General features: G+C 42.7%; 21 protein-coding genes. 8 read left to right on the forward strand and 13 right to left on the reverse strand.

Annotation, left to right across the window (positions count from 1 at the left end; genetic code table 11):
- Positions 1–940 precede the first annotated feature (940 nt).
- From MKX49_RS25380 to MKX49_RS25395, 4 genes are all read left to right on the forward strand, one after another.
- Entirely contained in the window at positions 941–1,720 is a 780-nt protein-coding gene (locus MKX49_RS25380; RefSeq protein WP_053536955.1) for a transporter substrate-binding domain-containing protein, read from the forward strand.
- A 26-nt stretch (positions 1,721–1,746) separates the two neighbouring features.
- Positions 1,747–2,412: an amino acid ABC transporter permease gene (locus tag MKX49_RS25385; protein ID WP_048685680.1), complete on the forward strand. Its 666-nt coding sequence runs from the start codon at positions 1,747–1,749 to the stop codon at positions 2,410–2,412.
- An 11-nt stretch (positions 2,413–2,423) separates the two neighbouring features.
- On the forward strand, positions 2,424–3,164 hold the full coding sequence (locus MKX49_RS25390) for an amino acid ABC transporter ATP-binding protein (protein ID WP_095390614.1): 741 nt from the start codon (positions 2,424–2,426) through the stop codon (positions 3,162–3,164).
- A gap of 299 nt (positions 3,165–3,463) precedes the next feature.
- Positions 3,464–5,116 carry a glutamine--tRNA ligase/YqeY domain fusion protein gene (locus MKX49_RS25395; protein WP_340878209.1) on the forward strand — a complete coding sequence of 551 codons (1,653 nt, stop codon included), beginning with the start codon at positions 3,464–3,466 and terminating at the stop codon, positions 5,114–5,116.
- A 62-nt stretch (positions 5,117–5,178) separates the two neighbouring features.
- Here MKX49_RS25395 and MKX49_RS25400 read toward each other — a convergent pair whose 3' ends face one another.
- The 9 genes from MKX49_RS25400 to MKX49_RS25440 all read right to left on the reverse strand — a co-directional run bounded on the left by MKX49_RS25400 (position 5,179) and on the right by MKX49_RS25440 (position 14,043).
- Positions 5,179–6,033, reverse strand: coding sequence for an STAS domain-containing protein (locus tag MKX49_RS25400; RefSeq protein ID WP_340878210.1), 855 nt, complete (start codon positions 6,031–6,033; stop codon positions 5,179–5,181).
- A gap of 22 nt (positions 6,034–6,055) precedes the next feature.
- Complete coding sequence (gene msrB, locus MKX49_RS25405; protein ID WP_340878211.1) at positions 6,056–7,015, reverse strand: peptide-methionine (R)-S-oxide reductase MsrB; 960 nt, start codon at positions 7,013–7,015, stop codon at positions 6,056–6,058.
- 150 nt (positions 7,016–7,165) lie between these two features.
- Positions 7,166–8,350, reverse strand: a complete 1,185-nt coding sequence (locus MKX49_RS25410; RefSeq protein WP_048685673.1) for a NupC/NupG family nucleoside CNT transporter — start codon at positions 8,348–8,350, stop codon at positions 7,166–7,168.
- Positions 8,351–8,615: 265 nt separating this feature from the next.
- On the reverse strand, positions 8,616–9,071 hold the full coding sequence (locus MKX49_RS25415; RefSeq protein WP_340878213.1) for a hypothetical protein: 456 nt from the start codon (positions 9,069–9,071) through the stop codon (positions 8,616–8,618).
- Positions 9,072–9,186: 115 nt separating this feature from the next.
- Positions 9,187–10,425: a sensor histidine kinase gene (locus MKX49_RS25420; protein ID WP_251541712.1), complete on the reverse strand. Its 1,239-nt coding sequence runs from the start codon at positions 10,423–10,425 to the stop codon at positions 9,187–9,189.
- A 10-nt stretch (positions 10,426–10,435) separates the two neighbouring features.
- Positions 10,436–11,107, reverse strand: a complete 672-nt coding sequence (locus MKX49_RS25425) for a response regulator transcription factor (RefSeq protein ID WP_034316054.1) — start codon at positions 11,105–11,107, stop codon at positions 10,436–10,438.
- Positions 11,108–11,215: 108 nt separating this feature from the next.
- Positions 11,216–12,406 carry an ABC transporter permease gene (locus tag MKX49_RS25430; protein ID WP_340878215.1) on the reverse strand — a complete coding sequence of 397 codons (1,191 nt, stop codon included), beginning with the start codon at positions 12,404–12,406 and terminating at the stop codon, positions 11,216–11,218.
- Positions 12,333–13,073 (reverse strand): ATP-binding cassette domain-containing protein, encoded by a 741-nt coding sequence (locus MKX49_RS25435; protein ID WP_194719488.1) that lies wholly within the window; start codon positions 13,071–13,073, stop codon positions 12,333–12,335. The genes MKX49_RS25430 and MKX49_RS25435 overlap by 74 nt, the downstream gene beginning before the upstream one ends.
- 1 nt (position 13,074) lies before the next feature.
- Positions 13,075–14,043 carry an efflux RND transporter periplasmic adaptor subunit gene (locus MKX49_RS25440; RefSeq protein WP_340878217.1) on the reverse strand — a complete coding sequence of 323 codons (969 nt, stop codon included), beginning with the start codon at positions 14,041–14,043 and terminating at the stop codon, positions 13,075–13,077.
- Between the two features lie 243 nt (positions 14,044–14,286).
- Between MKX49_RS25440 and MKX49_RS25445 the strand changes: the two genes are divergently transcribed.
- Positions 14,287–14,607: a DUF485 domain-containing protein gene (locus MKX49_RS25445; protein WP_373689814.1), complete on the forward strand. Its 321-nt coding sequence runs from the start codon at positions 14,287–14,289 to the stop codon at positions 14,605–14,607.
- 14 nt (positions 14,608–14,621) lie between these two features.
- Entirely contained in the window at positions 14,622–16,160 is a 1,539-nt protein-coding gene (locus MKX49_RS25450) for a solute symporter family protein (protein ID WP_340878218.1), read from the forward strand.
- A 105-nt stretch (positions 16,161–16,265) separates the two neighbouring features.
- Here the strand turns inward: MKX49_RS25450 and MKX49_RS25455 are convergent, their stop codons facing one another.
- From MKX49_RS25455 to MKX49_RS25465, 3 genes are all read right to left on the reverse strand, one after another.
- Positions 16,266–16,715 carry a threonine/serine exporter family protein gene (locus MKX49_RS25455; protein ID WP_170956501.1) on the reverse strand — a complete coding sequence of 150 codons (450 nt, stop codon included), beginning with the start codon at positions 16,713–16,715 and terminating at the stop codon, positions 16,266–16,268.
- Between the two features lie 16 nt (positions 16,716–16,731).
- Positions 16,732–17,487 carry a threonine/serine exporter family protein gene (locus tag MKX49_RS25460; RefSeq protein ID WP_262870361.1) on the reverse strand — a complete coding sequence of 252 codons (756 nt, stop codon included), beginning with the start codon at positions 17,485–17,487 and terminating at the stop codon, positions 16,732–16,734.
- A gap of 276 nt (positions 17,488–17,763) precedes the next feature.
- The gene (locus tag MKX49_RS25465; RefSeq protein WP_340878220.1) at positions 17,764–18,570 is read right to left on the reverse strand and encodes an alpha/beta fold hydrolase; all 807 of its coding nucleotides are present in this window, start codon (positions 18,568–18,570) and stop codon (positions 17,764–17,766) included.
- Between the two features lie 166 nt (positions 18,571–18,736).
- Here MKX49_RS25465 and MKX49_RS25470 point away from each other — a divergent pair, with 166 nt between their 5' ends.
- On the forward strand, positions 18,737–20,005 hold the full coding sequence (locus MKX49_RS25470) for a dicarboxylate/amino acid:cation symporter (RefSeq protein WP_289351426.1): 1,269 nt from the start codon (positions 18,737–18,739) through the stop codon (positions 20,003–20,005).
- Between the two features lie 134 nt (positions 20,006–20,139).
- Positions 20,140–20,811 carry a lysoplasmalogenase gene (locus MKX49_RS25475; RefSeq protein WP_340878221.1) on the forward strand — a complete coding sequence of 224 codons (672 nt, stop codon included), beginning with the start codon at positions 20,140–20,142 and terminating at the stop codon, positions 20,809–20,811.
- Between the two features lie 84 nt (positions 20,812–20,895).
- Here MKX49_RS25475 and MKX49_RS25480 read toward each other — a convergent pair whose 3' ends face one another.
- A complete protein-coding gene (locus MKX49_RS25480; RefSeq protein WP_340878222.1) occupies positions 20,896–22,095 on the reverse strand; it encodes a class I SAM-dependent rRNA methyltransferase in 1,200 nt (399 codons plus the stop codon).
- Positions 22,096–22,175: the final 80 nt, after the last annotated feature.

Genomic DNA, 22,175 nt, shown 5'->3' on the forward strand with positions numbered 1-22,175 from the left:
ATTCAAAAGATAAGACAAAGTTTTAAATGTGACAAATTGGGATAAGCCGCTAAAATTAGTATCGCTATGCCTAGTAAAATAGTAATTACAATTATAGTAGCATTTATACTCTCTATTATATTCAAAGATTTAAAAGTATAGGAACTAACAAAACCATAAGTCCGAGTAATTTAAGCAAGAAATACTTTTTCATTTTCTACTTTCCCCTTTGTTTTTGTCATAGTTCCAAGCCATAAGTTCAAACCATAAATAGCATTTGCTATTGTATTAGTCGCTGAACTTGAGACTCCGCCCCCTAGTTAATGGATTTACTTTATTGCAAATTGATCTTTAATCTTCCTTCTTTTGAACTTGATACATGGGATTTAAATGAAGCATCAGCTTTTAATTCAGCCCGAATTGTAATAATTTAATCGTATATAAAAGGAACTTGTTATACATTCCTACTTTGGAACAATGGGTTTCATTTTTGGGTAAGGAGAAAAGTGATGATATGAATGAGGGTCTTTTATTTCATGAGTCACTAGTTCTACTTTAGTAATACTTGCAAAATCAAATGCCTTTTTTTAAAGCTATCCTCTATTCATATTTCGTAGGTTTTAATCACGGAAAAGTCGGCCTGATCACGGTCGACTTTTTTATATTGAAATAGAAGTTATCTATATGGAATTGAAAAGATACCATTCGTTCTCATCCTCTATTAATATGCAGATTATCATTCTTCCAATAAATAACTGGTGGATTTAAAGGAAATGAAGGCAAACGCCGAGAACCTTTATGAAATGCATAGTGAAGGGGGATTCTTGGATGAAATGTCGGCATGATCTGGACAACCATTTTTATTTCAGGTTTATTTTCCCTAGTTAATAAGGTTATTCACTGCCTTATAAGGGTATAGACCATTCTATTAGTTTTTTTCAAAGGGGGAAATGAAATTATCATGAAATCATCCGTTACATTCATTGTATCCATTCTGGCTGTTCTTGGTCTTCTGTCCGGCTGTGCTGAAAAGGACCAGCTGGAGGACGGGAGTAAGCTGATCAATGAGGACCAGTTTGTTTTCGCTGCCTCAGGTGAATTCAAGCCATTCAGTTATGTCAATGATGACATGACCGTAACCGGGTTCGATATTGAAGTTGGCGATGCAATTGCAAAGGAACTCGACCTAGAGCCAGTGCCTAAACGGATAAAGTTCAAAGGTATCGTGGAAGGTGTTAAAACCGGTCGGGCAGATGCTGCGGTTGCCAGTCATACAATCAATGAAGAACGAAGTAAACATGTTGCCTTCTCGACCCCTTATTACTATTCAGGTCCACAAATTTTCGTCCGCCCGGATAGTGATATTAAAACGGTTGAAGATTTAAAGGGTAAGGAAGTTGCGGCTTCTAAAGGCTCTACGTACGCAACGACAGCAGAAAAATATACAACCAATGTAAAAACCTATGACAGTGATATCACCGCCCTGAAGGCATTGAGCGGAGGACGTCATGATGCCGTCATCACCGACTTCGTAACCGGTAAGGAAGCAACCAAGGAAGGTTTCGACATCGAAGGAAGGCAATTGATCGAACGAAGCGAGCAGGCCATTGTACTGCCTGACGACAACCCTCAGCTGCTTGCACGCATCAACGAAGCTCTTGAAAACCTCCGTGAAGATGGAACGCTTGCTGAAATCAGCAAAAAGTACTTTGGTGAAGACATCACAACTAAGCCTGAATAAAGATTGATAGAAAGGGAGTCATTACATTGCCAAGTTTTTCACATTTTTTTGATACATTATTTAGCTCCTCGGACGTATTCATCCGGGCCATGCTCCTCACATTGGAACTGACGGTAGTCTCCATATTGGTGGGTATCGTCATCGGTTTGCTATTTGCACTTTTAAAAATATCCAATATAAAAATTCTTGCATGGATTTCAGATACATATGTATTCCTGGTACGGGGAACGCCTTTAATCGTACAGATATTCATACTCTATTTCGGTATCAGCAATCTCTTCTTACTGCCGGACTTCTGGGCGGCGTCACTTGCCCTGGCTTTCCATAATGGAGCTTATATCTCAGAGATTTTACGTGGTACGATTCAATCCATCGACAAAGGCCAAATGGAGGCCGGACGCTCCCTTGGCATGAGCAATTCGCTCACCTTAAGGAGAATCATCTTGCCTCAAGCCTTCCGCCGCGCATTGCCGCCGCTTGGCAACCAATTCATCATCGGACTGAAGGATTCATCACTGGCGGCCTTCATATCCATGAATGAGCTGTTTAATGTAGCCACTACGTTGGGCTCGAATAATTTCGATGAAATGACTTATTTATTGATTGTAGCCGTCTACTACTTGATTCTAGTGGCTTTCCTGACCATTATCGTCAATTTATTCGAAAAGAAACTGTCCATTAGTGATCGATAGGGGGAATTGAAATGGAACAAAAAGAAATGATTCGCATTAGGAATTTAAATAAATCGTATGGAAACCTGCATGTACTTAAAGATATCGATATGAAGGTACTCGATAGCGATGTTGTCTGTCTGATCGGACCAAGCGGTTCCGGAAAAAGCACCCTCCTCCGCTGTTTGAATTATTTAGAGAAGAAAGACAGCGGCCAAATCCTCATTGAAGGAACGGAAATCAATCCTGGTACCCATGATATTAATAAAATCCGCGAGAAAGTCGGAATGGTATTTCAGCATTTCTACCTCTTTCCTCATATGACCGTACTGGAAAATGTGATCGAAGCACCGACACACGTCAAAAAAGTCCCTAAGGCCCAAGCGATTGAAGAAGCAAAGGCATTGCTTGCCAAAGTCGGTTTATCAGATAAAGCGGATGTCTATCCAAGCAAGCTCTCAGGCGGACAGAAACAGCGTGTTGCCATCGCCCGCGCCCTTGCCATGAAACCTGATATCCTGCTCTTTGATGAGCCCACCTCGGCTCTGGATCCCGAACTTGTCGGTGAAGTTCTTGCCACGATGAAGGAGCTTGCCTTGGAAGGGATGACAATGGTAGTCGTTACACATGAAATGAGCTTTGCACGTGAGGTCGGGGATTGGATTGTCTTCATGCATAATGGGAGGGTCGTCGAAAGCGGACCGCCAAAAGAATTCTTCACCAATCCAAAAGAAGAACGTACAAAAGAATTTTTGCAAACGACAGTCTTTTAATTTTAATTCTAAGTCCTGTCTGCTAGCGCGATTATAAGCAATACAGGCGTGAATTCCTGTATTGCTTTTTTTGAATGAAAAAGGATTTATTGGTTTCCTTAATATCCAGTTAGGTCGTTCCCTAAATTACATGATTAAAGTTTCAGGGATATTTCCGCTCGGATTGTACAAACTAAATACTTGATGAATTGTTTCAGATAAACCGTGATTCCGGCTCGAACATGGAAAAATATCTGTATTTATGGTATATATACAGGTAAAATTAAAAGAAGTATATAAATGAAAGAGGTCGAATTCAGTTGGAAAATAACTCTTCGAATTTTATTAAAAATATTATAAAAGATGACCTAGAGTCCGGAAAACATGATCATGTCATCACCCGCTTCCCTCCTGAGCCGAACGGATATTTACATATCGGGCATGCCAAATCAATCATTTTGAATTTTGGGGTGGCTGATGATTTCAATGGGAAAACCAACCTTCGTTTCGATGATACGAATCCATTGAAAGAGGATATTGAGTTTGTAAACTCCATTAAGGAAGATGTAAAATGGCTCGGCTACGACTGGGATAACCTTTTCTTCGCTTCCGACTATTTTGATGAAATGTATAAAAGAGCTGTGCTGCTCATCAACAAAGGACTGGCATATGTGGACGACCTTAATGCCGACCAAATCCGTGAATATCGCGGAACGCTGACAGAACCAGGGAAAGACAGCCCCTACCGCAATAGAACCGTTGAGGAAAATCTTGAACTATTTGAAAAGATGCGCAGCGGCGAATTCGAAAACGGCGCAAAAGTATTGCGTGCAAAAATCGATATGAGCTCACCCAACATTAATTTGCGTGATCCCGTCATATACCGTATCTCCCATACTGAACACCATAATACCGGCAACAAATGGTGCATCTACCCAATGTATGCCTTTGCCCACCCGATTGAAGATGCCATCGAGGGAGTCACACACTCCATTTGTACGCTTGAGTTCGAAGATCAACGCCCTCTTTATGACTGGGTCGTTGAGAATTGTGAAATGGAAAGCAAACCAAAGCAATATGAATTTGGCCGTCTTAACCTGACCAATACAGTAATGAGCAAGCGAAAACTCAAGCAGCTTGTCGATGAGGGCTTCGTGGACGGCTGGGACGACCCTCGGATGCCTACCGTTTCAGGCTTGCGGAGACGCGGGTATACACCCGAAGCGATTCGTGCATTCTGCCAAGAGATAGGTGTCGCCAAAACAAGCGGTATCGTAGACTCTCAAATGCTTGATCATTTCGTGCGGGAAGACTTAAAGCTGAAGGCTCCACGGACTATGGCCATCCTGAACCCGCTTAAAGTGGTCATCACCAACTATCCGGAAGGCGAGATAGAGTGGCTGGATGCTGAGGTCAATCCGGAAGTACCGGAAATGGGTACACGCCAAATCCCGTTTTCACGTGAAATATATATCGAACAGGACGATTTCATGGAAAACCCGCCGAAAAAGTATTTCCGACTTTTCCCGGGCAATGAAGTCCGTTTGAAACATGCTTATTTCATTAAATGTGAAGAAGTGATAAAGGACGACGCCGGTAATGTCATTGAACTTCGCTGCACATACGATATTGAAACGAAAAGCGGATCGGGCTTCACTGGCCGTAAAGTAAAAGGTACATTGCACTGGGTCGAAGCTTCACAAGCGGTTTCAGCAGAATTCCGCAACTTTCAGCCGTTAATCTTGGATAAGGAAAATGATGAAGAGGAAGAAAAATCATTCCTGGACCGGGTAAACCCTGATTCTATCGAAATTCTACAAGGATTTGTCGAGCCTAACATGAAAGATGCTAAACCTCAGGATAAATTCCAATTCTTCAGGCATGGCTATTATAATGTTGATTCAAAACTTACTGCGGCCGATCACTTGGTCTTCAACCAAATCGTCGGTTTGAAAAGTTCATTCAAGTTATAGAATCACGAAAAAGAACCAGATTCCTAGCGGATCTGGTTTTTTTCATTTACTGCACCCTTATATCATTTTTTCTCGTATAGCTTGATCCCTTGCTTGGAAAGGGCTTGTTTAAGAGTACTATGTGTCGAAACCTGACTAAAATCAAGGCCTAACTGAATCGATGTCTGGGCCACTTCAGGGCGAATCCCGGAAATGGTCGATTGAATGCCTAACAGGTTCAGGGTACTTATCAATTGATAGATTTGTTGGGCAACCATCGTATCCAAAAGGGAGACTCCCGATAAATCGATGAATAAGTGGGTGATATTTTTGCTAATGCATTTGCTAGGAGTCCCATTCAAAATTTCCTTTGCCCGATAGGTATCGATTTCACCGATTAACGGCAATACAGCAATGGCATCAACAATGGGAATGACAGGTGCGCCCAGTTCATTAATCAGCTCCTGTTGAGCTGACAAACGTTCTTTTGTCAAAAGGTAATACTGCTCGGTGAACTCACGGTTCAATTGATCGAAGGCACGATTAATAAGCCGGCTCCACCGGATGATTATTTCTTTCGTTATCTTCGTATCCATGAGCATATAATCAGTGATGAATGCCCAATATGTTTCACGTACCTTATTAAGCGCTTCCAACACTTCGTAAATGGGGGTGTCCGATTCAACCCTGCTCTTCGCGACAAGTGTGGCCCACTGCTCCATCGTTTCAATAAAAGCAGTTTCATCTTCAAGTAAAGCACTTGTCACTGTCTTGATGGTCCATGTGTTTTGTTCCCTAAGCAGCTTTTCGATTTCCTCATTAGAATCTATTGAATAGATCGACCCAGTTTGCTTTTCCCTTAAAGCCAGCCAGTTTTCCGTAATCTTCGACGAGTTATCAAGGATATATCGATATAAATTTTCATCTATTTTATCCATTTGTGTTCCCCTATCTCCCTAGTTATTTCATTTTGAATAGTATTAATAAATCTCCATATCCCGCTTTCTCCATTTCGTTTCTGGGGATGAATCGAAGGGCCGCAGAGTTTATACAATATCTCGTGCCTTTAGGACTTGGACCATCGGGAAAAACATGTCCAAGGTGTGAATCGGCATCCCTGCTGCGCACCTCGGTCCGGGTCATTCGGTGGCTGAGATCCATTTTTTCATTGACACTTGCCGACATGATGGGCTTCGTGAAGCTTGGCCACCCACAACCGCTATCATATTTATCCCGCGAACTGAATAGGGGCTCACCAGAAACGACATCCACATAAATGCCTTCTTCAAAGTGATCCCAATAAGCATTATCGAAAGGCGGCTCCGTGCCATTTTCCTGGGTGACATGAAACTGACTCTCCGTTAAGGTCTTTCTAAGGTGTGCATGATCCTTAGGCCAATTTTCTTTAATGAAAGCATCCCGTCCTGAGCCTTTACGGTACAATGCGTAGCGAAATTGGTTTTTCCGATAGAATTCTTGATGATATTCCTCAGCGGCGTAAAATTCCCCCGAGGGTAGAATACCCGTAACAATAGGTTTCTTAAACCGCCCGCTCATCATTAAATCTTCCCTCGATTGTTCTGCCTCCCGTTTCTGACGTTCATTAAGATAGAAAATGGCTGCCTTGTATTGCTTTCCCCTATCCGAGAACTGTCCATTATCATCTGTTGGATCGATTTGCTGCCAGAATATCTCTAATAACGTTTTATAGGAAATGATTGATGGATCGAACATCACTTGAACCGCTTCAACATGATCAGTCGCACCGGTAATCACTTGTTTATAACTTGGAGCGGCAAATTTACCGCCTGTATAACCTGATGTCACTGAAATGATACCATCCATTTCATCAAAGGGAGCAACCATGCACCAAAAGCAGCCTCCTGCAAAGATAGCTGTTTCTTTTCCATCCATCGTCATCCTAAAACTCCCCTTTCACGCCTGTCATTTTATGTATTATATACCAGCAAGCCAAGCACCTTCAAATTCAAAGATTCTACCTTTGCGTAACCAATATAAAAGAGGCACTTAGGAGTGAACCCAAGTGCCCTTTTGTGTTAGATCCGTTATTTAAAGTATCACACTTACAATGATCGCTGATAGGATGCTGACAAGAGTCGCACCGTATAGCAGCTTCAAGCCGAAACGGGCTACAACATTTCCCTGTTTTTCATGAAGTCCTTTGACTGCACCGGCAATGATACCAATTGATGAGAAATTGGCGAATGAAACCAAGAAAACCGAAACGATCCCTATCGTCCTTTCGCTCAAGGCAGCTGATGCTTCCCCTAAGCTCAGCATGGCAACGAATTCATTGGTTACCAGTTTCGTCGCCATGATTCCGCCAGCAGTCACGGTTTCTGAAATCGGTATACCCATGATAAACGCAAACGGTGCAAAGATATACCCCATGATGTCTTGGAAGCTGATGCCGAAAATCATGTCGAATATGCTGTTGATCCCGGCGATTAAAGCAACGAAACCAATTAACATCGCCGCTACAGTGATAGCAACCTTGAACCCATCCATGATATATTCCCCAAGCATTTCGAAGAAAGACTGCTTCTCTGCCCCTTCTTCAACAGGGAGAATATCCTCTGCATCCGTTACTGTATAAGGGTTGATAATGGATGCGATGATAAATCCACCAAACATGTTAATAACAATGGCCGTCACAACGTACTTTGGTTCAATCATCGTCATATAAGCACCGACAATCGACATCGATACAGTTGACATGGCTGATGCACAAAGCGTATACATCCGAGATGGCGGAATGGCACCGAGTTGTTTTTTCAAGGTTATGAAAACCTCGGATTGGCCTACTATTGCTGATGCAACCGCATTGTAAGATTCCAATTTACCCATCCCATTCACCTTACTTAGAACGAATCCAATCCACTTCATGATGAACGGAAGGATCTTGAAGTGCTGTAAAATCCCGATTAATGCGGAGATGAATACGATAGGAAGAAGGACATTTAAAAAGAAGGGCGATGCTCCTTCGTTTACAATCCCGCCAAATACAAAGGTGATCCCTTCATTTGCCCATTCCAAAAGTTTTCCGAAACCATCGGCAATTGAATTGATGATCACTAAGCCAAACTTCGTGTTTAATAATAAATAAGTTAAAACAAGCTGAATGACCACCATGAGGATGATCGGTTTAATTTTAACTTTCTTCCGGTCACTGCTGACTAAGATAGCTAGTCCAAAAACGATAAGCAGTCCTAAAATTGCAATCAGAAATTTCATATATTCTGCCTCCACTAAGGGTGAATTTAATGTTCGTGCATTAATAGTAGGATACCCTCAAATAATTTATGCAAACGTTTTCTCTTTCATCCAAAATACATGTACGTACCTCTCCAGAAGTCTATATTAAACTAATATTTTTTTTAGTGCAATTATTATTTCCCTTTTTAAAATAACAATTAGTGACAATAATGGGTTTCGTGAATAAAAAAAGAAGGCTCCCCTTCGAAAGGAACCTTCTCTTGCCACAAATAATATCGACTATTCAGGCAGCTGTTTTTCTTGTAATCACCGTTGTCGCTAATCCTGCCCCTCCAATTACAAAGATGATGATGGATGCGGCCAAGCCACCTGCCCCTTGATAAAAGTCGATGAATTTCCCAGCAAAAGAGTCTCTGCCTTGGAAACCGCCGCCGCTTGGCATTTCTCCTGGAGTCCCGGAACCATAATTAGGCCCCCCTTGTGGAGTGCCCTGCGTATCATTAGTTGCCGTTTCCGTCGATGAATCATCTGTCGCCGTACTGCTATTAGCCGATTTTTCCGTATCATCCGAATCTGTTGTATTGCTGCGGTCGGCAGGCTGACCCATCACCGCCTGTCGATTCATTGGCTCATTGCCGCTGCCATCCACATACATCATGATCCCGATGACTGCTTGGACCATTAAGAGGACCGAAACCAATATTCCAACCAAAAAGTGTAACCTACCAAGTCTTTTCATCAATGATTCTCCTCCGAAAATAAATGTATTTATAAGATGATTATCTAAAAAGACCCTTAATTTTTCCTTAAGCAGCAAGGAAGAAAGTAAGGGTCTTTTTCATATTGGCTGGCAGCTAGTTTTTCCTTTGATTTCTCGGAAAAGTGATTTCAAAACGGGTCCGTTCATTCTGCTCACTTGTAACCTTGATGTTCCCTTGATGTGTGTTTACAATCCATTTGGCTATGGATAGTCCTAAGCCAGAGCCTTCATTTGCCGAACGGGATTGCTCCACTTGGTAAAAACGGTTAAAAATCAAGGGGAGTTCTTCCTGTGGAATGCCTATTCCATTATCTTCTACAGTAAGAATGATGGATGAAGCATTCTTGATGCAGGACAGGGAAATTTCCCCGCCTTCCTCGGTGAATTTCATGGCATTATCCACCAAGATCACCAATAGCTGATGAATTCTCTCTTTATCCCCATGAAACACTACCTGTTCGGGAGCATGGCTAATGATTGATTTCTCTTGAAAAGATGCTATATCCGTATACTGTTCCACGATATCCATAAGTAGGTCATCAAGGAAAAAGTTCGATTTCTTAACCTCCATTTGATTCGAATCGGTTCTGGTCAAGGTTAAAAGTCCGTTAACAAGCTTATTCAATCGGCGGACTTCTTTCGAAATGATGGATATATCAACGGCTTTTTCCTCGATTGTCGCGTTAGGTGATTGAAATAGCAAATCAGCCCGCGATTGAATGACAGCAAGCGGCGTTCGAATTTCATGCGAAGCATCCGAGACAAACTGCTGCTGCTGATCCCAGGATTTCTTGACCGGGATCAAGGCCCGTCCTGCCAGAAGATAGCCAGCGCCCACCGCCACGAGACTTCCAATTCCTCCACCAACAAACAATATGAGCAGCAAGCGATCGAGCATTTCCTTTTCTGTATCCACATTCCTGATGAATTGTACGGCCATCTGTCCATACCCCGTATCGACCTGGGTGGAAAGGGCCCGATACGTGTATCCATTCACTGATATTTCTTCAATGTCATCAAAAGTTTTAGGGAAAAATTTTTGTTCATTGACCTTAAAAAAATTATCTACACTCAGTCTTGGCTCAATGATCGTATCATCCGGTCCCCAAACGATGACGCTTGGCCCCGGTCCTAAGAGAAACTCACCTTGCGGACGTCCGCCTGGCATGCCGCCATTATTGAAATCCCGGTAATCCTTTATAAGTGAATCATTGACATCCTTATAGATCTGGTCTTCCGTATAGAAATAAATCGTTCTGCTTAATATGGCTATTAAGACAATAAAGACGATAGAATTCAATATTGTTAGTTGAAGCCTTGTTTTTTGGAACATAATGATCCCCTTATGGTTGTTTTAGCATATAACCAATACCCCGAACGGTTTGAATATCTTTATGATAATTGAAAGGTTCCAATTTTTTTCTAAGGTGATGGATGAACACTTCCACAATGGCAATCGTCGTATCTGAATCAAACCCCCAAATGCGGTCGAAAATCTGCTCACGGGTCAATATTTTCCCATTATTTTGAATCAGGTATTCCAGTAATTCAAACTGTTTCAAGGTCATTTTAATGACCTTTCCATCAACCAAAATATCCTTTTCTTTTTCCAACAGTTCAATATTACGGTATTTCACATGCTGTTCTAGCGAAATAATGCCACTCCTTCGAAGCAGGGCACGAATCCTGGCCTTAAGTTCCGGTGCCTGAAACGGCTTGACCAAATAATCATCGCCACCCATTTCCAACCCTCTGACACGATCCTCAAGTGCATCTTTTGCCGTCAAAAACAAGACACTTGTATCTATTTTTGCTTCCCTGATTTTCCGTACGATTTCAAATCCATCGATTCCCGGAAGCATTACATCCAAAATGATGATATCGTAAATACTTTGTTGAGCCATGAATAGCCCATCTTCCCCATTATCCGCTGTATCGACTTCATATTCATCCGTCAAAATCTGTCGGATCGACTCTAATAATGAAACATTATCTTCTACCACCAAAACCTTCATGCAGGGTACCTCCCAACCGCCTCAATTGTGATATATGTTGATTTTATCCTTTTTCATATGCAAAAGAAAGCGGGCTTTTAATGCCTGCTTTCTTTCAAAATGGTATGTTCATTCGTGACGCAGTGCCTGGATTGGATTTAATTTGGATGCCTTATTGGCAGGAAATACACCAAACATTATCCCGATTAAAATGGAGAATAAAAAGGCAAACAATGTCACCGTCCATGAATAACTAATCGTTAAACTTGAAAAAGCTGAAATCAATTTTGTGATTCCCAAGCCAATTCCAACTCCCAACAGTCCCCCGAAGCAGCTCAGGACCATCGCTTCAATTAAAAACTGAAGAAGAATCGATTTCCGATTTGCCCCAATTGCTTTTCTAATCCCGATTTCCTTTGTCCTCTCCGAGACGGAAACCAACATGATATTCATGATCCCGATTCCGCCTACCAGTAACGAAATACTGGCAATACCGCCAAGCATGAGTGTGAACGTGTCCGATACAGAGCTCATTGTATCCATCAGATCTTCTTGATTGGACACCGAGTAGTTACCACTCTGTTCTGGGAATGATGTGGTCATCGCACCTTGTACCTGGTACATTGCCCTATCCATGATATTCTCGTTCTCCGCTTTTAAATAGACGGTTCCGATTGTCGTGCTGCCTGTAGCCCTTTCGGCAGTGGTGATAGGTGCAATGATGACATCATCCCCGCTTGATCCCATTGAGGTGCCTACCGATTTCAGGACACCGATCACGCGATAGGAAACACCGCCGATAAGCACGTTCTGGTCCACGGCTTTTTGATTTTCAAAAAGCGTGGTGGCTGTATCCGACCCCAGGACAACGACCTTGGAGCGTAATTCCGTTTCCATATCCGTCAAAAACCGGCCTTGACTGAGCTCTAGATCCCTAACTGATAAGTAGGATGAAGTTGCACCGGTCATTGAAACCTGCGCCGTAGCTTCTCCGTTCTTGGCATAAACTCGTCCAGTGACCACAGGCGCCACTTCCGATATCCCGCTCAGCTCTTTAAACTGTTCAATTGTATCATCCGTCAGCTCCACGGAGTCGGTATCCGTGACACTTACCGTTATCAGGTTCGTTCCCAGGCTATTGATCTCATCCTGAACGGACTGTGAGGAACCCTGCCCAATCGAAACCAGGACGATTACGGAGGCAACTCCAATTATGATCCCAAGCATGGTTAAAAATGCTCTGACTTTATTGGTTTTGATACTGCGTATAGCCATCTTCATTGATTCGCTCAGGTTCAATCCAATCACCTCCGTTTTCAAATAGCTGACCATCCTGTATCCGGACGACACGAGTCGCTTCTTTAGCCACTTCCAAGTCATGGGTTATAAGAATGATTGTTTGTCCCTTTCCGTTCAATTCTTTCAGCATCTGCAGCACTTCTTTACTCGTTTTACTATCAAGCGCCCCCGTCGGCTCATCCGCCAATAAAACGGGAGGATTACCGGCAAGTGCCCTTGCAATCGCAACTCTTTGCTGCTGTCCACCCGACAGTTGGGTAGGCAGATGATTCTTCCGGTCACCAAGGCCCACCATATCAAGGCACGCATTGGCCACTTCTCTTCTTTCCCTCACGCTTGCCCCTCTATAAACCAGGGGAAGTTCGACGTTCTCCAATGCTGTCAGTTTTGCCAACAGGTTGAAATTTTGAAAGATGAATCCTATTTTAATATTACGGATGGCAGCTAACTCATTATCCTTCATCTTCTCCACTTCTTTACCATCAAGAAGGTATTCACCTATGTCAGGCTTGTCAAGGCAGCCAATCATATTCATGAACGTCGATTTCCCTGACCCAGAAGGACCGATGATCGAAATGAAATCGCCTTTATCGATTGTAAGACAGACATCCTGAAGTGCCTTGACCGTTTCACCGCCTAATTCATAAGACTTGGACATGTTCTTAATTTTTATGATGGGTTTCGCCATTTTACTGACCTCCCTTTCCACTCGGCATTCCGCCACCGTTTGGCATCCCGCCGCTTGGCATTCCGCTGCCGCTCTGCATTCTTATCTCGCCTCCTTGGCCTCCCCTCATTCCTTCGCCGCCGCTGCCAGTGGAGCTTTCATTGATGGTGATAGGCAAGGAAACAAACTGTCCCTCTTCAAGCCCCGAAGTTATTTCAATATATCTATCGTTACTGATTCCAGTCTCAACCACTTTCTTTGTACTGACAGCTCCTTCAGTTGTACCGGATTGTTGTATATTCACATATTTCTCTTCCCCGTCGATTTGGACTGCTTCAATCGGAACATATAAGGCATCTTTTACACTATTCGTCAAAATGCTCACCTCAGTCGACATCCCAATTTTTATATCGCCGGGTTTGTCAATTTTGATAGTGACATCGAATGAAGAAACTCCATTCTCATATGTACCTTCCCTTGCTACACTGGTCACTTCCCCCGTAAACGTTTCATCTTCAAAAGCACTGGCTTTAATTTCAACCGTTTGTCCTTTTTTAACACTTGGAACATCCAATTCATCAACACTGATCGTGGTTTTCAATTTTTTATAATCCGTAACATGTGCCAACACTTCACTGCTTGATACACGATCCCCTTCTTCAACATCCATTGTTGTAACGGTACCATCGAATGGGGCCGTTATCGGGTCACTTCCATCCGTGAAGGTAATAAGTTCATCACCTTTCTCAACCAATTCATTCTTCTCTACCAGAACTTCGTCCACTTCACCCGATATGGAAGATGTAATATCCTCACTATTTATTGCGGCGACCGATCCGGAACCGCTTATTTGAACTTCAAGATTTCCCTTTTCTACTGTAGCCGTCACCGATTTCGCAATAACAGGCTCAGCATTGTCCTTCATGAAAAACCAAACGCTTCCCCCAATCGCCAGCACTAAAACCGTACCTATCGTTATCAACTTTTTCATCACTTTTCTCCTTTCAGGTTTCCTTCGTTGAAACCAGTATCGTGAAAGAAGCTTAACTTTTCCTTAATGGTTTTGCTTGTGCGTAAAAAGAAAAAACTATGTCGAACGAAAAAAACTTTAATTCCAGCATTTGAATTTACAATATATTCTGAAAAATATATACTGATACTGTTATCGGAAAATGGTAATGAAAACCAAATCAATAATGATGAAGGGGGAACCAACTTGGCATCAAACGATTCAATCGCTAAGGAAACCGAGGTAAGCGCTTCCACGGACTACACCAAGATCGTCCAATCACAATCTTTTCAAGAACTCTTAAGGAAAAAACGCAACTTCATCGTCCCGCTATCCATCTTTTTCATGGTCTTTTATTTCACCCTACCCATACTAACTTCCTATTCTAAAGTTCTTAACTCCTATGCTTTCGGGGCAATCAGCTGGGCCTGGATTTTTGCCTTCGCCCAATTTATCATGACCTGGACATTATGCATCCTCTATTCCAGAAAAGCGGCGACATTTGACAAATTAGTAGAAAAAATCGTTAAAGAAGCGAAAGGATAAAAGGTGAATTCACAATGAATATTCTTGCTTTTATATTATTTCTTATCATTGTCGGACTAACATTGGTCATTACCTATTTTGCTTCACGGCGCACCAAAACGACCGCGGACTTTTATACGGCTGACAGCAGCCTCACTGGCTGGCAGAATGGCTGGGCCATTGCGGGAGATTATATGTCCGCCGCCTCATTTTTGGGAATAGCCGGCATGGTCGCACTCTCTGGATTTGACGGTTTTTTCTATAGCATAGGTTTTCTGGTTGCGTATCTGGTCGTTCTTTATATTGTGGCCGAACCGCTCCGTAACCTTGGCAAGTATACATTGGCGGATATGATCGCTGCCCGTTTCAATGAAAAGAAAGTACGCGGGGTTGCTGCCCTTAACACCATTTCGATTTCAACCTTTTATATGATCGCCCAATTAGTCGGTGCAGGTGCCCTTATAAAGCTCTTACTAGGAATTGATTATCTTTACTCCGTCATCATTGTAGGTATTTTAATGACCGTATACGTCGTTTTCGGCGGTATGACGGCCACCAGTTGGGTCCAAATCGTTAAAGCCGTTTTATTGATGGCAGGAACATTCATCATCTCCATCGTCGTGTTGGCGAAATTCGACTTTAGCGTGATCGAGATGTTCAGGCAGATGAAAACAGCCACTCCTTTGGGCGGGGATTTCCTTAACCCCGGTAACAAATTCAAGGATCCTTTGGATACTTTATCCCTTAATTTAGCGCTTGTACTCGGTACGGCTGGACTACCTCACATTCTTATCCGTTTCTTTACGGTGAAAGACGCCATCACAGCCCGAAAGTCAGTAGTATATGCCACTTGGATCATTGGCATCTTTTATATAATGACCATTTTCCTCGGTTTTGGAGCGGCAGCCTTTGTCGGTTACGACAAAATAATAGCCGCGAATGCGGCCGGCAATATGGCTGCTCCGCTGCTTGCCGAAGCCATTGGGGGTGACTTCCTGTTCGCCTTTGTCTCTGCAGTTGCTTTCGCTACCATTTTAGCGGTTGTCGCAGGTCTCGTTCTATCGGCAGCATCTGCTTTTGCCCATGACTTCTATGGCCACATCATCCGGAAAGGTCAAGCCACCGACAAAGAACAAGTCGTTGCTGCCCGTTGGGCATCCATCGGAGTATCCATCCTTTCCATCATCCTGGCCTTATTTGCCCAAAACATGAATGTCGCCTTCCTTGTTTCACTCGCCTTTGCCGTCGCTGCCAGTGCCAATCTGCCCATCATTGTCTTCACGGTATTCTGGAAGCGTTTTAACACGACTGGTGCTGTCACGGGCATGTTAGTTGGTCTGGTCAGTTCTTTATTGCTTGTATTCCTAAGTCCCAATGTCTGGTCACCGGTGGAGGGAGCGGCAATATTCGTTGGGGAACCATTATTCCCACTTGCCAACCCAGGCATCATCTCCATCCCGATTGGTTTTATCGCAGCCATCGCCGGAACACTTCTGTCAAGCAAGAAAGCAGATGCCAAAAAATTCGACGAAATTTTGGTTACTGCCAACACTGGGATGAAAGATCCTATATAAACTAGATTCATTATTATTTTAAAATATTAAAAAGAGAAAGGAGAGCAGGCATCGGCCTGCTCTTCTTTCTCTTTTTTCAGAACATATCCATCAGGAAGATTCCCGCTAACTTCTCAATCTTACCTTCCTTCTATTGTACTTAGTTACTAACTGGTTCATGACTTCGGCAAAGATCAGCCCCATCGCAATGGCACCAGCCAGCATGAAAACCTTGGCTGCCAGCTGAACGGCGACATAAAAATCATTTCCGACAAAATGCTTCATCGCATCATACGACAAACCTCCAGGCACGAGAGGGATGATTCCCGATACATTGAAAATCGTGATCGGCGTTTTATACCTTTTAGCAAAATACTGGCTGATGACCGCAACGATAAATGCAGACGCTAATGTTGCAATGATGCTATTTATCTCATTTTCAACCAGAGCAAAGTATAAAATCCACCCCAACATCCCTACGAAACCACATTGAAACAATGAATTTTTTGGTACATTGAAGATGACTCCAAAGGCGGCTGAGGCAATGAAACTTGTAATAAGCTGTGCAATCATCATTCTTCCTCCCCTAAAATCATAAGAAAACAAACGCGGCCGATATTCCTGCCCCTATGGCTAAAGCAGTCAAACCTGCATCCGCACCCTTGGATAGACCCGAAACCAAATGCCCTGCAATTAAATCCCTGGCTGCATTCGTAATTAACAGCCCTGGCACAAGCGGCATCACCGCTCCGATGATTATCGTGTCCAAATGACTTCCAACTCCAATCTGGACAAAGAACAAAGCTACTAATCCTACGACTAAAGAGGCGATGAATTCAGCAAAAAAACGGACTTCCAATAACCAGTGCAAATAAAGCAGGCATGAGAATCCCATTGCTCCAGCTATACAGGACCAGATGAAATCACTCCACTGTCCTTGGAACATGATTAAAAAGCAGCCGCTCGCTATAAATGCAGCAAAGACCTGCACCCACATGGGATACCCCATCCCGGCCTTTTCGATTTGTTTTAACCGTAAATATGCTTCCTCCGGTGTCATTTCCTTGCTGGAAATGCTTCGGGATATACTATTAACCAGAGTCACCTTATGTAAATCTGTAGATCGTTGGGAAACCCGGATCAATTTTGAAGCTGGGTGCATGCCATCCAGCGAAAAAATAATTCCAGTAGGGGTCGAAAAACTGTGTGATTCACCGCACCCAAACGCTGCAGCGATCCTAACCATCGTATCTTCCACCCTTGATGTTTCCGCTCCGTTCTGAAGCATGATTTTTCCCGCGAGTAAACATACATCTATAATTTCATTGTATGGTAAACGATCATCCATTTTATCCTCACCATCACTTCCTGCATGAGTTTCTCTCAATAACAGATAAACGATCACACCAATTTAAATCCACCTCATAATAGCCCAATTCCTGTGAAAAGGATATAAAAATATTACCTATTTAATTTATCAATTCCATTAACCTTCACTACTATCTTTCTTAGTACCAGTATTCCCTTTATTTCCTGCCAAAACCGTTTAGTTAAAAGAAAATTCAATTATATTCATAATTAAAAGGAATGCAGGCACTGCATCCCTTTTCCCGATCCTGTACGACTATACACCCTTTTGAATGAAGCCATTCACGGTTTCATTAAACAACTCGCTTTCTTCCAAGAACGGACAATGGCAACTATCTTCAAAGATTACTAGTTTGGAATTCGGAATGTTTTCATGCAAATGTTCCCCAGCTGCTACAGGAATGACTTTTTCATGTCTTCCAAAACAGAGAAGTGTGGGTACATTGATTGCCGGCAAGAAGGAACGATAGTCCACAATCGATTGGTCAAATAGAATGCTGCCAGCAATGGATTCCGGCATTTTGGTCACTTCCCCAAGCATCCAGCCTGCATCCTCTGCAGATAATTCATTGTTGAACATGGAAGTAAGGAATTTTTGCAAAAATGGGGTACGATTCGTTTGAATTTCTGTCATGAAGGCGATCAACGTTTCCATATCAAATGCACCGATATGAAAATCGGGCCACTTAAAATCAGAGGCCAATTCATCCACGATCACAGTTGAATGAATATTTCCCTCACCGAATTGCTTAAGATAATCCCAAACGACAAATGCCCCCATCGACCAGCCTACAAGTATAACATCCTTTAATCCCAGTTCACCTATGAACGCATGAAGATCTTTTGCATAAACGGAGACCGTATTTCCATAATGTACATGATTTGACTGGCCATGACTTCTTAAATCAAGCAATATCGTTCTATATTTTTCTGAAAAGTACGGCAGCTGCCTTTTAAAGAACCGGCTGCTCATCCACACACCATGGATAAAGATAATCGGTCTCCCCTGGCCCTTTTCCTCATAAAACAACCGAACGCCTTCTTCCACCTCAACAAATGCCATTCTATCCCTCCTTCTCGATATTTTCACCATCCATTCCCCATTATTATTTATTGCATTTATTCCTTTAACATTCCTTCCTATAAAAAAATATTGTCAAACCCGATTTTAGAGTTGATAATGAAGTATATTTTTATTGATATCTTCATCCTGAAAGGACTGAATTTAAATGAAGAGCTTTATCAAAAACTATCGATCCTCTTTAATACTGCTCACTGCCATCATTATCGGTGGGATAGCGGGCGTGGTTTTCGGGGAGAAAACCTCGATCATACAGCCGCTAGGGGACTTATTCTTAAATCTGATGTTCACGATCATCGTGCCATTGGTATTTTTCAGCATTGCTTCAGCGATTGCCAATATGAGCGGAATGAAGCGTCTCGGAAAAATTATGGGAAGTATCGTTCTCGTTTTCCTGACAACGGCTGCTTTAGCTGCCGTCATTGGATTTATTGGGACAACCATCGTCAATCCGTTGGAGGGTACAGATACGACAGCCATTAAAGAACTTATGGAAAACAGTTCCCCTGAAGAGACCATCGAAGAAGTTTCCTTCTTCAGTCAACTGGTCAGCACTGTAACCGTTTCCGACTTTCCAGAACTGTTCTCCAGAAGCAATATGCTTCAGCTTATCGTTTTCTCCGTATTAATCGGACTTTCCACTGCACTGGTCGGTGAGAAAGCAAGACCGATTACTGAGTTTTTGACAGCAGGTACAGCTGTCATGATGAAGGTCGTCAAAATCGTCATGTACTATGCGCCAATTGGACTTGGTGCTTATTTTGCGGCGATTATCGGGCAGCTTGGGCCGCAGATTTTAGAAGGATATGCTCGTACTTTCATTCTCTATCTAGTCTTGGCCTTGATTTATTATTTCGGCTTCTTCACTTTGTATGCCTTTATCGCAGGCGGGAAAGATGGCGTTAAACTATTTTGGAAAAATGCCCTTACACCTTCCATTACAGCCATCGCGACTTGTTCAAGTGCCGCGTCCATTCCAGTCAACCTGGAATCAGTCAAGAAAATGGGCGTGCCTAAGGATATAGCGGAGACTGTCATCCCACTCGGAGCCAACACTCATAAAGATGGTTCGGTTTTCGGCGGTGTATTGAAAATCGTTTTCCTATTCAGCTTATTTGGAAAGGATATGACAAGCATTTCAAGCATTTTAAGTATACTTGCTGTTGCCTTTTTGGTTGGAGCTGTTATGGGTGCCATTCCTGGGGGCGGCATGATTGGGGAAATGTTGATTCTTAGCGTATTCGGCTTCCCTGTGGAAGTCCTGCCTATCATTGCCGTTATATCCACGATCATCGATGCTCCCGCTACATTGCTTAACTCAACAGGAAACACGGTTTGTGCCATGCTTGTCACAAGGCTTGTTGAGGGGAAAAACTGGTTAAAACAAGCTTTCGTTAAAGAAAACTCAGCCGTATGATTCTTATGACTGACTGGCTCCTGGTTAAACAGGGGTCAGTTTTTTCATTTTCACGACTTTCTTTCAAACAGTTCTTTCATTGACAAGGGGTTCCATCCCCTTGCATAGAATTAAAGATTGAAGGAGGGAATGGAATGTTAATGAAATGCTTACCTGGGGCAATCCTTATCACGGGACTATCCTATATTTTTCTTATACCGGAAGAGCCTTTGATCATCAAAATACTGTTCAAGGTACTCCCCATGTTATTGATACTGCTCTACGCCCGCACTACTGTGGGAAGACGGGGTCGTTACCAATCCTTAATCCTTCTTGGTTTATTCTTTTGCATGCTTGGAGATGGTTTGTTGATTTGGTTCGTCATCGGGCTTTCCGCCTTCTTGACCGGCCACCTTTTCTATATTTCGGCATTCTTTGGACGATGGAACTTTTCATGGCTCCGATTTGCGACGATTCTTCCGATTAGCATTTACTCCACTTGGATTAGCCGTGAAATTGTACATTCATTAATCGAAAAAGGGGAACATAACCTCATCATCCCTGTGATCTGCTATGTAACGGTCATCTCCCTTATGGGCTGGGCGGCATTTATGACCGGAAATGCCGCCGCAATCATCGGCGGGGTCCTCTTCATGATCTCAGACTCCATTTTATCTTGGAACAAGTTTATCGATGATGTTGCCTTTTCAGGTCCACTGATCATGCTTACCTACTATGCAGCCCAGTTTTGCATGGCTAACAGCATTCTCAGGAAACCTTCCTTTCATGTATCGAAAGGTTTGAAAAGTGAACGGCCTATCCAGTGAATCTAATGTCCAATCGTTCCACATGAAACATTTTCATTATAAAAAAGGCATTCACAGTTCTGCTTGAACTGTGGACGCCTTTTCTTATCCTTTAATTTTCTTAATGAAGACTACTTTTAAATAATTCCCTTCCTTATAATCAGGAATTGTTTTAAAATCAGCCGGCAATGAGAATTGTTCCATGATTTCATACTTTCCATTCATTTCCTTGAAAGCAACATCAATGAAGTTCTTGAATTTTTTCATGTCGAACGTACTGCAATTAGTTGAGGCGATAATGACCCCATTGTCTTCCGTAATGGAAATAGTATCCTTCAGTAGATTCGTATAGTCTTTTCCGGCACTGAAAGTAAACTTCTTCGATTTGGCAAAGCTAGGCGGATCAAGGATGACCATTTCAAATTTCAAGGCTTTCTTCACCGCATATTTAAAATACTTGAAAACATCCATCACCACGATATTGTGATCTTCAGGATCAATGCCATTCACACTGAACTGCTCGGTCGTCTTTGGTAAACTTCTATTCGCCAGGTCGACACTCGTTGTTTTAACAGCACCGCCTAAAGCGGCAAACACGGAGAATGCCCCCGTATAGGAGAACATATTCAACACCGTTTTCCCTTTTGCGTATTCATCGCGGATTTTCCTTCTGACATCGCGTTGATCAAGGAAGACACCGACCATTGCCCCATCATTCAGATAAACAGCAAAATGGACTCCATTTTCCTTTACAAGAAGCGGAAATTCCGGCTGTTCGCCCATGACAAAATCGTCTTCTTCCACGTACTGCCCCTTTGTATCAAAGCGTTTCTTCTGATAAATCGATTTGACCTCGACCGTTTCCTGCAAAGCCTTAAGGATGTAGTCCTTAAAGAAATATATTCCTTTGCTATACCAGCTAATGACATAGTGACCATCATAATGATCAATGATTAAACCGCCAATTCCATCACCTTCCCCATTAAACAAGCGGAAAGCTGTAGTCTCCCCATCTTCAAAAAAAGACTTTCGGAATTCATATGCAGCCTGGATTTTTCCGTTAAAGAAGGATTGATCAATCTTTTCATTCTCTCTCCGGGTCAATATCCAGCCATAGCCCTTATTCTGTATGCCATAATATCCTTTTGCCAGAAAGCGGTTGTTCTCATCCACCAAGCGCACCAAGGATCCCTCTTCCTGAAGGTCATTAAGATTGGCTATCGACTCTCTAACAATCAAGGGAAAACCCTTGCTGATTTTACTCACGAACTTAGCTTTCACTTTTATATCGATTTCTTTTCCCATCTATATCATCCTATCTTTGCAAATGCTTTCCTCCCCATTTTACCCTAATCCCCTTATAAATAAAAACCAGCCCGGTTCCT

Origin of the sequence: Peribacillus sp. FSL M8-0224, assembly GCF_038003055.1 — a bacterium.
In the GTDB taxonomy this organism is placed as follows: Bacteria; Bacillota; Bacilli; order Bacillales; family DSM-1321; genus Peribacillus; species Peribacillus frigoritolerans.

Bases quoted from the DNA above. Each gene is read 5' to 3' on its own strand.
- MKX49_RS25380 (WP_053536955.1), top strand. From the start codon at position 941: ATGAAATCATCCGTTACATTCATTGTATCCATTCTGGCTGTTCTTGGT.
- MKX49_RS25390 (WP_095390614.1), top strand. From the start codon at position 2,424: ATGGAACAAAAAGAAATGATTCGCATTAGGAATTTAAATAAATCGTAT.
- MKX49_RS25400 (WP_340878210.1), bottom strand. From the start codon at position 6,033: ATGGATAAAATAGATGAAAATTTATATCGATATATCCTTGATAACTCG.
- msrB (WP_340878211.1), bottom strand. From the start codon at position 7,015: ATGACGATGGATGGAAAAGAAACAGCTATCTTTGCAGGAGGCTGCTTT.
- MKX49_RS25410 (WP_048685673.1), bottom strand. From the start codon at position 8,350: ATGAAATTTCTGATTGCAATTTTAGGACTGCTTATCGTTTTTGGACTA.
- MKX49_RS25415 (WP_340878213.1), bottom strand. From the start codon at position 9,071: ATGAAAAGACTTGGTAGGTTACACTTTTTGGTTGGAATATTGGTTTCG.
- MKX49_RS25420 (WP_251541712.1), bottom strand. From the start codon at position 10,425: ATGTTCCAAAAAACAAGGCTTCAACTAACAATATTGAATTCTATCGTC.
- MKX49_RS25425 (WP_034316054.1), bottom strand. From the start codon at position 11,107: ATGAAGGTTTTGGTGGTAGAAGATAATGTTTCATTATTAGAGTCGATC.
- MKX49_RS25435 (WP_194719488.1), bottom strand. From the start codon at position 13,073: ATGGCGAAACCCATCATAAAAATTAAGAACATGTCCAAGTCTTATGAA.
- MKX49_RS25440 (WP_340878217.1), bottom strand. From the start codon at position 14,043: ATGAAAAAGTTGATAACGATAGGTACGGTTTTAGTGCTGGCGATTGGG.
- MKX49_RS25450 (WP_340878218.1), top strand. From the start codon at position 14,622: ATGAATATTCTTGCTTTTATATTATTTCTTATCATTGTCGGACTAACA.
- MKX49_RS25455 (WP_170956501.1), bottom strand. From the start codon at position 16,715: ATGATGATTGCACAGCTTATTACAAGTTTCATTGCCTCAGCCGCCTTT.
- MKX49_RS25460 (WP_262870361.1), bottom strand. From the start codon at position 17,487: ATGGATGATCGTTTACCATACAATGAAATTATAGATGTATGTTTACTC.
- MKX49_RS25465 (WP_340878220.1), bottom strand. From the start codon at position 18,570: ATGGCATTTGTTGAGGTGGAAGAAGGCGTTCGGTTGTTTTATGAGGAA.
- MKX49_RS25470 (WP_289351426.1), top strand. From the start codon at position 18,737: ATGAAGAGCTTTATCAAAAACTATCGATCCTCTTTAATACTGCTCACT.
- MKX49_RS25475 (WP_340878221.1), top strand. From the start codon at position 20,140: ATGTTAATGAAATGCTTACCTGGGGCAATCCTTATCACGGGACTATCC.
- MKX49_RS25480 (WP_340878222.1), bottom strand. From the start codon at position 22,095: ATGGGAAAAGAAATCGATATAAAAGTGAAAGCTAAGTTCGTGAGTAAA.